The sequence below is a fragment of the Roseospira goensis genome, from assembly GCF_014197795.1.
Taxonomy (GTDB): domain Bacteria; phylum Pseudomonadota; class Alphaproteobacteria; order Rhodospirillales; family Rhodospirillaceae; genus Rhodospira; species Rhodospira goensis.
The window spans coordinates 76567-87344 of record NZ_JACIGI010000011.1; the positions used below are offsets into that span (position 1 = coordinate 76567).

The 10778-nt window shown below is 71.7% G+C and carries 7 protein-coding genes; 2 read left to right on the top strand and 5 right to left on the bottom strand.

The window, feature by feature from the left end; translation table 11 throughout:
- Position 1: 1 nt before the first annotated feature.
- The 4 genes from GGD88_RS08435 to GGD88_RS08450 all read right to left on the bottom strand — a co-directional run bounded on the left by GGD88_RS08435 (position 2) and on the right by GGD88_RS08450 (position 3928).
- The gene (locus GGD88_RS08435; protein ID WP_184434112.1) at positions 2-610 is read right to left on the bottom strand and encodes a TRAP transporter small permease subunit; all 609 of its coding nucleotides are present in this window, start codon (positions 608-610) and stop codon (positions 2-4) included.
- A 227-nt stretch (positions 611-837) separates the two neighbouring features.
- Complete coding sequence (locus GGD88_RS08440) at positions 838-1875, bottom strand: TRAP transporter substrate-binding protein (RefSeq protein ID WP_221237066.1); 1038 nt, start codon at positions 1873-1875, stop codon at positions 838-840.
- 74 nt (positions 1876-1949) lie between these two features.
- Positions 1950-2786: a FadR/GntR family transcriptional regulator gene (locus GGD88_RS08445; protein ID WP_184434118.1), complete on the bottom strand. Its 837-nt coding sequence runs from the start codon at positions 2784-2786 to the stop codon at positions 1950-1952.
- Between the two features lie 317 nt (positions 2787-3103).
- Entirely contained in the window at positions 3104-3928 is an 825-nt protein-coding gene (locus tag GGD88_RS08450; RefSeq protein ID WP_184434121.1) for an acyl-[acyl-carrier-protein] thioesterase, read from the bottom strand.
- A 265-nt stretch (positions 3929-4193) separates the two neighbouring features.
- On the opposite strand from GGD88_RS08450, the gene GGD88_RS08455 reads away from it, so the two are divergent.
- Both GGD88_RS08455 and cas7e read left to right on the top strand, forming a co-directional pair.
- The gene (locus tag GGD88_RS08455; protein ID WP_184434124.1) at positions 4194-6188 is read left to right on the top strand and encodes a sensor domain-containing diguanylate cyclase; all 1995 of its coding nucleotides are present in this window, start codon (positions 4194-4196) and stop codon (positions 6186-6188) included.
- A 486-nt stretch (positions 6189-6674) separates the two neighbouring features.
- Complete coding sequence (gene cas7e / locus GGD88_RS08460; protein ID WP_184434127.1) at positions 6675-7742, top strand: type I-E CRISPR-associated protein Cas7/Cse4/CasC; 1068 nt, start codon at positions 6675-6677, stop codon at positions 7740-7742.
- Between the two features lie 32 nt (positions 7743-7774).
- On the opposite strand, the gene GGD88_RS08465 is transcribed toward cas7e, so the two are convergent.
- Positions 7775-10564, bottom strand: a complete 2790-nt coding sequence (locus GGD88_RS08465) for an HAD-IC family P-type ATPase (RefSeq protein WP_184434131.1) — start codon at positions 10562-10564, stop codon at positions 7775-7777.
- Positions 10565-10778 lie beyond the last annotated feature (214 nt).

Sequence of the window (10778 nt, forward strand, 5' to 3'; positions counted from 1 at the left end):
GTCACCGTTCCTCCCCGTCGCGCGGCATGCTGTGGCCGCGCAGGCTCTGGATCAGGTGCAACGCGGCCTGGAGCGTCATCAGGGCCACCGCGAACAGGATGAAGCCCTTGGTGAAGGCCGGGAACGGCGGGTTCCACGAGGTGCCCGAGCGTTCGAGCTGGATCGCGCCGGTCGGGCTGTGGCTGGCGCGGTAGAACAGCTGCCAGGCGGCATAGGTCATGCCGATGCAGAACGCCAGGATCACGCTGTTGTTGAACACGTCCAGCCAGCGCCGCACGCGGGGGGGCACCGCGTCGTAGATCACCCGCACCCGGATGTGCTTGTCGCGGGCCAGCGCCACCGGTCCACCCAGGGCGAACAGCGCCGCGATCAGCATGACCGTGCTCTCGTGCACCCACGACGTGGGGGCGTGGAACACATAGCGCATGATGACCTCGAAGACGCTGATCGCCATGGCGATGAAGACCAGCCAGGCCACGCCGTCGGCGCTGCGCGCGATGAGGCGGTCGAGGGGCGTGCGGATGATCCCCTCGGCGGCGCGATGCGGGTCGGGCTCCGGGGTTTCCGGGATGTGGACGGATTTGGGCGGGAACGACGATGGGTCGGACATGACCGAGCCCCCGTGACAAAGGTGGGGCGCGCACCGACGCGGCACGGCATCCGGCGCGCGGGTCGGACCCCGGGCGGCGCGCGACGGGCCACCCGGGACCGGCCGGAGGATCGCGCCGCGCGCCGAACGACACCCTTCGTTCGGTCGGCCACCGGCGCGACCGCGCCGGCGCCACGCCGCGGCGGAGGCCCTGATCCGGACTCGGTCCGGGTCAGGGCCGATGGGGTCTACAGAAGGTTACGGGCCTTCAGGAAGGCGACCACGGACTCGTAGACCTTGCCGGTCAGCTCGTTGCGCTCGGCCCAGTTGGCCCATTCCTGCTGAGCGATAGCGCGGAACTTCTTGCGCTCCTCGGCCGGCAGGTCGACCACCGTGATCTCGGGATCGGCGCGGGCTTCCTGCACCGCCTCCAGGTCCAGGGCCTTCAGGTTGAACACCAGGTCATAGGCCAGGGCGTCCGTGGCGGTCTCCAGGATCGCCTTCAGGTCGTCGGGCAGGCCGTCCCAGATGTCCTTGTTGATCGACACCGCCACCATCGGCAGCGAGTGGAAGCCCGGATAGCTGGGATACTGCGCGAAGCTGTGCAGGCCCTGACTGTGGTTGGTGGAGAACACGGTGTAGTCGGCGGCGTCGATGACGCCCTTTTCCAGGCCGGTATAGACCTCGGAGCCGGGCAGGTTCACCGGGGTGGCGCCGGCCTTGGAGAAGATGTCGTAGACCATGCCCTCGGGCGCGCGCAGCTTGAGGCCCTCCAGGTCCTCGACCGAGCGGATCGGCTTCTTGGAGACGAACGCCTCCAGGCCCGTCGCGGCGGCGCCGATGAGCTGCACGTTGTAGGGGTTGACCAGCTCGTTATACAGCTCTTCCCCGCCGCCGTACTGCATGTACTCCAGGAACTCCAGCGGATCGCCCCAGGCGCCCACCAGGTTGCCCAGCATGGAGAAGGCCGGGTTCAGGCCGGAGAAGTAGCTCGGGTCGGTCAGGTGGCCCTGCAGGATGCCGCTGCCGACGGCGTCCAGGGTCTGGTTGTGCGGCACCACCGCGCCGGTGGGCAGGATCTCGATCTTGATGCGACCGCCGGACATCACGCCGACGTTTTCGGCCCACTGCTGCTTGATCTTGTACTGCGGCTCGCCGGCGGTCTCGGAGGTCTGGAAGGTCCACTCGTAGTCGGCGGCGCCGGCCGGGGCGGCCAGCAGCGCCGCGCCCAGGACGGCGCCGGCGGCGCCCTTCAGGAGCGGGGTCACGGTGCGCACGGTCATCATGTCCTCCCATGGAGATGGTGCACGGTTCGGGACCCGGGGCGCGACCACCGGCCGGCGGTCGCGGTCCGGCTCCCTTATGCCTCGGGCCTGTCGGCGCCGGGGGCCGGGCTCGCCCAGGCGCGGGCGAGCAGGGCGGCGTCCGCGGTCGTGCCCCCGTCCTCCAGGCCCAGATCCTGTCCGGTCCGGGCCATGACGTGGACGGCCGCCGTGAAGGCGGCCTCGGGCTGACGCAGGCGGATGCATTCCAGCAGGCGGCGGTGGCGCTCCAGGCTGTCGCGCAGTTCCGCCGCGGTGTCGTTGGTCTTGCGGATGACGATCAGGATGGTCGGACGCAGGATGTGGGCGAGCTGCGACCAGACCAGGTTGTGCGTGGCGCGGTAGATGGCCGCGTGAAACCCCACGTCGTGCTCGGTGAAGGCGCGCGACAGCGGCTGGCCCGGCGCGGCCTCGGCCAGGGCGCGCTCCATGCCCAGGAACTCTTCCTCGATCGCGGCCAGGTCGCGCGCGCTCGCCCGTTCGGCCGCCTGGGCCGAGATGAAGGGCTCGGTGGCGCGGCGGAACTCGAAGATCTGGCGCAGGATCTCGGGGTTGGGGGCGGCGTAGTCCGCCATCCAGCGGGTCACCAGCGGGTCCAGGATGTTCCAGTCGCCGTACTCGCGCACCACCGTGCCGAGGCCGGCGTGGCGGCTGATGATGCCCAGCGCGGTCAGGCTTTGCAGACCGGCGCGCACGCTGGCGCGGCTGACGCCGAAGCTCTCGGCCAGATCCACTTCGCGCGGCAGCAGGTCGCCCGGGTGCAGCGCCCCGCTGAACAGCTCGCGGGCCAGATGCTCGGCCACGCGGCTGCCCTGGTTGCGGGCGGCGGGCCCGGTCTCGGTGGGATCGGTGGCGCTGGACTCGGGGCGGGCCATGACCGCGTCTCCCCGTTCGGCCGGCCCCCCTGCGGGGCGGCGCCGCGCGGATCGCGGCGGGCCGGCCATGAACCATGGCAGAAACGGTACCCCATGTCTGACATGGCCGCAATCAGCTCATACTTATGAACCATGCAAGTCTATCTTGCACTGCAACATGTCTGCTCTAATGGGATCCGGGTCCGTGACGACCCGCCCAATGCGCGCGCGGCCGCCCGCCCCATGGCGGGCCGACGGGGCGCGGGCGCGACCAAGCCGGGCTGCGACTCGGATCGCCGATGGCATCGAAGGAAGGAGAGGGCCGCCGGCCGGGGCGGTCAGGCGATCGGGGCCGCCGTGTCGCCGCCGGGGTGGCCGTAGAGCGCCGCCGCGCGCACGATGTCGCGCCCCTCGGCGGCCGTCACCAGGCTGCTGCGGACGCGACCGCCGGTGCCGGCGTCGCGCCGGGCCTCGATGACGCCGTGGGGCGGGCATTCGCCCCGGAAGGCAATGATCAGCTCGTCCGGCTGGAACGGCGCCGCGGTCACCGCGCCGGCCTCGCCCAGGGCCCAGGCGACCAGATGGGTGTGGTTGACGTGACCGTAGACGTCGACCTGCGCCGGGTGCACCGGATAACGCGCGGTCGCCGCCACGGCGTCGGCCGGCAGCGGGGCCGGCACGGCCGGTGCCGGCAGCAGTGCGGGACCCGGCGCGGGCAGCGCGCGCAGCACGGCGTCGGGATGGGCCAGCGGCCGGCGCGTGGCCAGATCGAACAGCGACCACACGGAGACCGCCGCGCCCACCACGCCACCGCCCTCGACGGCGAGACGGTAGTGGCGCACCGCGCCGCGCCGTTCCACCGCCCCGGGCCAGGTCTCCACGCTCACGGTCTCGCCCAGGCGCGGGTAGCGCCGCAGCGCATAGCGGGCGCGGTTGAGCACCCAGACCCCGCCGCGCGCCATCGTGTCGGCCAGGCCTTCGCCGAACCGGTCGGCATTGGCGGCGGCGGCCTCCTGGCACAGGTCGGCCAGCGCCGGCAGGCCGATACGGCCGTCGGGCGTGGCCTCGCGCACGCGCACAGGAAAGCGAAGCCGGCTTGCCAGCGCGGGCGCGGCGGCGTCGGTGATCGTGGTCCAGACGGGGGGCTGGAGGGAGTCCGCCATCGGTCGGCCGTCTCCGGGGCAGAGGATGGGTGTCGGAGCGCCGTCATACAGCGTCCGCGCCGGCGGGGCCAGAGGCGCGCCTGTTTCGGTCGGCACCCGGATTGCACCGTCCGTATCATCCGAACGGCATAGCCTCTCCCCTGACCTTCGTGTGGCTATCCTTCCGGGGGCAGATACACTAATAATAGCGAATGCGGTTTGAGACTGCGCTACGTTAGTTATACGTGTGGTCTCGGGCCGCACTCGCGACAGGACGCCGCGCGCCATGGACAGGATGATTGCGGACGAGGCCTCGGCAGGCGGCGCCGACGGGACGCTGGCAGCGGTGTTCCGACAGAGCCGATGGCCGGTGGCGGAGGTGGACGACAGGCTGGTCTTGCGGCGGGCGAACTCCGCGTTCGCGGCCCTGGCGGCCGGCACGCCGCCGCGCGTCGCCGGCTGCCGCCTGTCCGACCTCGCCCTGCCCGAGGCCGTGGTCACGATGGCCCGCGACGTGGTGCGCACCGGCCTGTCGGGCGAGGTCGTGACCGGGCGCGGGGACGTCGCGGGGACCGACGGCGGCTCGGGTGGGGAGACCTTCCTTCTGGAGCCGATCGTTGGGACCGACGGGACCACCAGCGGGGTGCTCCTGTTGGGCGACGGTGCGCCGCAGCACGGGCGCAGCGCCTCGCCGCGACGTCCCGGCGAGACCGACTACCGGCTGATCGCGGAGAACCAGGCCGCCCTGATCGTCAAGGTCGATGCCGAGAACCGCTTCCTGTACGTCAACCCGGCCTACTGCGCGCTGTTCGGCCGCAGCGCCGGCGAGTTGACAGGTGAGACCTTCATGCCGCTGGTGCACGAGGCCGACCGGGCCGCCACGGCGGCGGCGATGGACCGCCTGCGCGAACCGCCCCACACCGCTTACCTGGAGCAGCGCGCCCTCACCGTGCGGGGCTGGCGCTGGCTGGCGTGGCAGGACACCGCGGTGCTGGACGATCAGGGGCGCATCACCGCCATCATCGGCGTCGGGCACGACATCACCGAGCGCCGCACCGCGCAGATGCGGCAGCGCCGCACCCTGGAGAACCTCAAGGCGTTCTTCGAACTCTCCCAGGATCTGCTGCTCGTGCTCGACGAGCGCGGCCGCATCCGCGAGATCAACGCCGCGGTCACCGGCCGCCTGGGGTGGACGCGGCCCCAGTTGATCGGGCGCAGCGTCATCCGGCTGCTGTCGCGCCATCATCGGTATCAGCAGCGCCACCGCATTCGCGCCATCCTGGATGGGCGCTCGCAGTCGGAGCCGTTCACACTCGGCGATCGGGCCGGCCGACCGGTGCCGGTGGAGACCCGGGTCGTACGGGGCACCTGGGACGATGCGCCGGCGCTGTTCACCTCCAGCCGGGATCTCTCCGAACTGTCCCTGCTGCGCGAGAAGTTCGAGCGCGTGTTCCTCGACAACGCCACGCTGATGGCCATCACCGAGCCGGAGACCGGGCGCTTCATCGACGTGAATATGGCGTTCCTGCGCGCGCTGGGCCTGGAGCGCGCGCAGGTCATCGGCCGCAACACCGTCGACCTGGGGTTCTTCCAGACCCAGGAGGCGCGCCGCCAGGTCCTCGCCGACGTGGAGGCGCGCTCCCCCGGCGAGCCGACCGAGATGGGCTTCCGGCTGACGGACGGGCGCACCCTGGTCTGCCAGTGGACCAGCACCCGCTTCACCAGCGGCGGCGCCGAGTACATGCTGACGATGCTGACCGATATCACCCGCCAGCACGAACTGATGGCCGAACTCGAACGCAAGGCCAATCACGATGCCCTGACCGGCGCGCTCAGCCGGCAGAAGGGCGCCGAGGAGCTGGAGCGGGAGATCCTGCGGTGCCGCCGGCACACCGGGCCGCTGTCCCTGATCCTCGCCGACGTGGACGACTTCAAGCGGGTCAACGACCGCCACGGCCACATCGCCGGAGACCGCGTCCTCCAGGCTCTGGCCACCCGGCTGCGCGATCGTATCCGCCAGACCGACCGGCTGGTGCGCTGGGGCGGCGAGGAGTTCCTGGTCATCCTGCCCAGCACCGACCTGGACGGCGCTCTCCGCCTGGCGGAGGCGTTGCGCGGTACCGTGGGCGATGCCCTGTTCGACGGCGTCGGACGGGTGACCATGAGCATGGGCGTGGCGCGCTGGCGGGTGGGCGATTCGCTGGAGACGTGGATCAACCGGGCCGACGAGGCGCTGTACCGGGCCAAGCGGACCGGCCGCAACCGGGTGATCCCCGACTGATCCCGGCCGGCTCGTGCCGCGCCGCGGCGCCGGTGGGGTCGCATCGGCCGGCCGACGGAGAAAGCGCGTTCGTCGGTCGGGATGGCGCGGGCGCGGATGCCTCCGGGGGGCGATGCCGCGCGTGTCGACCCAGCATACAGCCGATTGCGACAAGCCGGAATCGCGGCGCGATTTCGGTTTGTGGCGATAATCGGCTGTAAAATCAATAATGTAGAGCCGATTCACGTTCGAAATCGGCTCTAATATATAGTCTTGATTGTAAATACACAGTAAGGCACGCAGAAGAGCAGAGCGCGTCCAAGACCGATCGGAGATGGTGCAAACAGGCGGTGATTGTGAGACGCGATCTTCCCGTGTCTCAATTTGCCTGTCATGATCCGGCCCTGGACGGCAACGGAGCGAAGCCTGCGGCGGAGCGCCGGATACCGCGTGAGGGGCGCCCCGCCATCTCCCGGGACCCGCCGTGTTCTTCTTCGGAGACCCGGTATGAGTACCTATGTCCAGATTCACGCGCTCACCTTCTACCCGGCCGCCAATCTGAGCAGCGACCACACCGGACGGCCGGCCCGCATGATGATGGGCGGGGTGCCGCGGCTGCGCATCTCCAGCCAGTGCCTGACGCGGGCGTGGCGCACGTCGCCGACCTTCGCCGAGACCCTGGCGGGGCACCTGGAGGAGCGGCGCGAGCGCCTGGGCGAGGAGGTGCATGCCTACCTGACGGCCAAGAACATGGCCGAGGACCGGGCGCATGAGGTCACGCGGGCCATCGTCAACGTCTTCGGACGCATGGAGGCCGGCGACAACGGCACCGCGCCGAGCGTGCGCCGGCTGTCCTCGATCAGTTCCCAGGAGACGGCCGGGGCGTTCGCGCTGGCCGATCGGGCGCTGGCCGGCGAGACCATCGACGCCTCGGCCGCGTCCGCGCTGCGTCGCACCGACGTGGCCGCCGACATGGCGGTGTTCGGGCGCATGAAGGAGGACGACCCCGCCTACACCCGCGAGCCGGCCGCCCAGGTGGCCCATGCCGTGACCACCCACCGGGCACTGGTGGAACGCGACCTGACGTCCGCGCCCGAGGAGCCCGACGCGCCCGACGCGCCGCCGGGCGACGCCGCCGCCCATCCCCAGGTGCTGCCCGAGACGGCGTTCGGCGCCGGGGTCTACTACCTCTATGTCTGCCTCAACCGCGACCAGCTCCGCGACAACCTGAAGGGGCACGACGGCATCGCCCAGGCCGCCAGCGCGGCCCTTGTGCGGGCCGTCGCCACCGTGGCGCCGCGCGGTCACATCGCGTCCTTCGCCCACCACGCCCTGGCCGGCTTCGTGCTGGTGGAGCGCGGCCCCGCCCCGCCGCGCGGCCTGTCGCTGGCGTTCCTGCGGCCGGTGCCGCCCGGCAACTACCTGGCGCAGTCGGTGCGGGCGCTGGCCACCACCCGGGATGCCCTCTCGGCGGCCTACAACGATACCCCGGACGCACTGGCGCTGGACATCACCGGAACCTGGCGTGGTCGCAAGGGCTGTCTGGACGAGCTGGCCGCCTTCGCCGCCGGGTAGCGCCGACCCCGAGACCCCGCCGATACACGACGTCAGCGAGACGGGTCGGGAGGGCCCGATGCGGCCGTCTCGCCGGGGCGGCGGCGTGGCCCCAGGATCCGGGTCTCGATCCGCTTTTCCACCTCCACGATGCCGAACACCGCCACCCCGGCCAACGCGGTCGCGCCCCAGGCCGCCGCACTCAGCGGTTGGGTATCGAACAGCAGGTCCAGGCCCGGCAGATAGGTGAAGGCGACCTGTAAGCCGAGCACCGTGGCCACGGCGGCGCCGACGGGCAGGGTGATCGGCGGCACGCCGCGTCCCGGCCCGGCGCGTCCGAAGCGCCGCACGTTGAACAGGTAGGCGATCTCGAACACCACCAGGGTATTGGTCGCCAGGGTGCGCGCCTCTGGAATGGTCGCGCCCAGGCCGCGCGCGATCCGATAGATCGCCAGAACGCCGATCAGGAACAGGACCGAGACGAAGGCGATGCGCCAGACCAGGCGGCCCGGCAGGATCGGCTCCTTCATCGGGCGCGGCGGGCGCGCCATGATGGTCTGTTCGCCCGGCTCGAAGGCCAGGGTCAGCGCCAGCGTGACGGCGGTCACCAGGTTGACCCACAGGATCTGCACCGGCGTGATCGGCATCGAGAAGCCCATCAGGACCGAGGCGATCAGCACCAGCGCCTCGCCGCCGTTGGTGGGGAGCATGAACTGGATGGTCTTGATGAGGTTGTCGTAGACCCGCCGGCCCTCGCGCACCGCCGCCGCGATGGTGGCGAAGTTGTCGTCGGCGAGGACGAGATCGGACGCCTCCTTGGCCGCCTCGCTGCCCTTGCAGCCCATCGCCACCCCGATGTCGGCGCGCTTCAGCGCCGGCGAGTCGTTGACGCCATCGCCGGTCATGGCGATGACGGCGCCGTCGGCCTGCAACGCCTCCACCAGCCGCAGCTTGTTTTCCGGGCTGGTGCGGGCGAACACGTCGACGTCGGCGACCGCGCGCCGCAGCGCATCGGGGCTCATGGCGTCCAGCTCGGCGCCGGTCAGCGCGCGGTCCACCGCGACAAGGCCCAGCTCGCGGGCGATGGCGCGGGCGGTCACGGCGTGGTCGCCGGTGATCATCTTGACGCGGATGCCGGCGCGCTGGCACTCGGCGATGGCCGCCACCGCCTCCGGCCGCGGCGGGTCCTGCAACCCCACCAGGCCCAGCAGCACCAAGTCCCGTTCGGCGTCGGCCTCGGTCAGGTGCGTGCGGTGGCCGTCCAGCCGGCGCAGGGCGACGGCGAGCACCCGCTGGCCCTCGGCCGCGATGGCCTCGATGCGCGCGGTCCAGCGGTCACGGTCGAGCGGCCGGTCCCCGGTCGCGGTGCGTTCGGCGTGGCACAGATCCAGCAGGCGGTCGGGCGCGCCCTTGACCAGCACCTCGCTGTCGCCGTCGTGATGGTCGTGCAGGCTGGCCATGTAGCGCCGTTCGCTGGTGAAGGGGATGCCGTCCACGCGCGGCTCGGCCCGGCGCAGCGCCGCCACGTCGATGCCGGCCTTGCGCGCCAGCACCACCAGGGCGCCCTCCATGGGGTCGCCGTGCACGCGCCAGCCGTCGCCGTCCGGATGCACGCCGGCATCGCTGGCCAGCACGCCGGCGCGGGCCAGCGCCTCCAGGATCGGCAGGGTCTTGGCGTGGCTCTCGACACCGTCCACGTAAAAGGTGCCGGCGTGGTCGTAGCCGGCCCCGGTGACGGCGATGTCGTGGTCGGCGGTGGCGACATGGGCCACCATCATCTCGTTCTTGGTCAGGGTGCCGGTCTTGTCGGTGCAGATGACGGAAACCGAGCCCAGGGTCTCGATCGCGGGCAGGCGCCGGGCGATGGCGTTGCGCCGGGCCATCACCTGCGCCCCCAGGGCCAGGGTGATGGTCAGCACCGCCGGTAGGCCCTCGGGGATGGCCGCGACCGCCATCCCGACCACGGCCATGAAGATGTCGACGAAGGCGTAGTCGCGCACCAGCCAGCCGAACAGGAACATGGCGACGGCGATGGCCAGGATGGCGATGGTCAGGCGCACGCCGAAGCGGTCGATGGTGCGCAGCAGGGGCGAGGTCAGCGTGCGCACGCCCGAGACCAGGTCGCTGATGCGGCCGATCTCGGTGGCCGCGCCGGTGGCGACGACCACCCCGCGCGCCGTGCCGGCGGTGACATAGGTGCCGGAGAACGCCATGCTGGTGCGGTCGCCCAGGGACGCACCCGGGGCCACCGGGGCGGGGGCCTTGGCGGTGGCCACACTCTCACCGGTCAACACCGCTTCCTGCATCCGCGGCTCGCGCCCGCCCACGATGCGCAGGTCGGCCGGGACGCGGTCGCCGCCCTCCAGGTGCACGATATCGCCGGGCACCAGATCCTCGGCCGGCATGGTCAGGCGCTCGCCGTCGCGCACCACGGTGCACGACGGCGCCAGCATGGTGCGGATGGCGTCCAGCGCCTGTTCGGCCTTGCCCTCCTGGATGAAGCCGATGATGGCGTTGCCGACCACCACGGCCAGGATGACGCCGGCGTCGATCCAGTGCTGCAACAGCAGCGTGACCGCGGCCGCGACCAGCAAGACGTAGATCAGGACGTTGTTGAACTGGGCCAGGAAGCGCATCAGCGCCGTGCGGCGCCGCGGTTCCGGCAGCGCGTTGCGACCATAGCGGGCGCGCCGGGTCTCGACCTCCGCGGGCGACAGGCCGGTGGCGGGGTCCGTGTTCAGGCGGGCGAGCACGGCGGCCGTGTCCAGGGCGGCCCAGTCGGGCGTCTCGGGTCGTTCGGAGGACTCCGCCGCGACGGCGCGTCGGGGCGATGAGGTGTCCATGTCCGCTCTCCCTCGCGGCGGCGCCGCCAACCAGAGCCCTGACGGGACCCCAGGGGCCGCCACCCTCCACGGTACCACCGGTCTGGGCGCGGGCGAAGGACATCCTGAGCCGTTCCACCGCCGGTCCAAGATCCTGGCGGCGCCCTGGCGCCGGGTGCCGTGCCGGCGGCGCGGGGGGCCGATGGGTGCGACTCCAAGGCGATCCGACGGCCGG

Excerpts from the sequence above, each read along its gene's own strand:
- GGD88_RS08445 (WP_184434118.1), bottom strand. The coding sequence starts at position 2,786 with ATGGCCCGCCCCGAGTCCAGCGCCACCGATCCCACCGAGACCGGGCCC.
- GGD88_RS08435 (WP_184434112.1), bottom strand. The coding sequence starts at position 610 with ATGTCCGACCCATCGTCGTTCCCGCCCAAATCCGTCCACATCCCGGAA.
- GGD88_RS08455 (WP_184434124.1), top strand. The coding sequence starts at position 4,194 with ATGGACAGGATGATTGCGGACGAGGCCTCGGCAGGCGGCGCCGACGGG.
- GGD88_RS08465 (WP_184434131.1), bottom strand. The coding sequence starts at position 10,564 with ATGGACACCTCATCGCCCCGACGCGCCGTCGCGGCGGAGTCCTCCGAA.
- cas7e (WP_184434127.1), top strand. The coding sequence starts at position 6,675 with ATGAGTACCTATGTCCAGATTCACGCGCTCACCTTCTACCCGGCCGCC.
- GGD88_RS08450 (WP_184434121.1), bottom strand. The coding sequence starts at position 3,928 with ATGGCGGACTCCCTCCAGCCCCCCGTCTGGACCACGATCACCGACGCC.
- GGD88_RS08440 (WP_221237066.1), bottom strand. The coding sequence starts at position 1,875 with ATGATGACCGTGCGCACCGTGACCCCGCTCCTGAAGGGCGCCGCCGGC.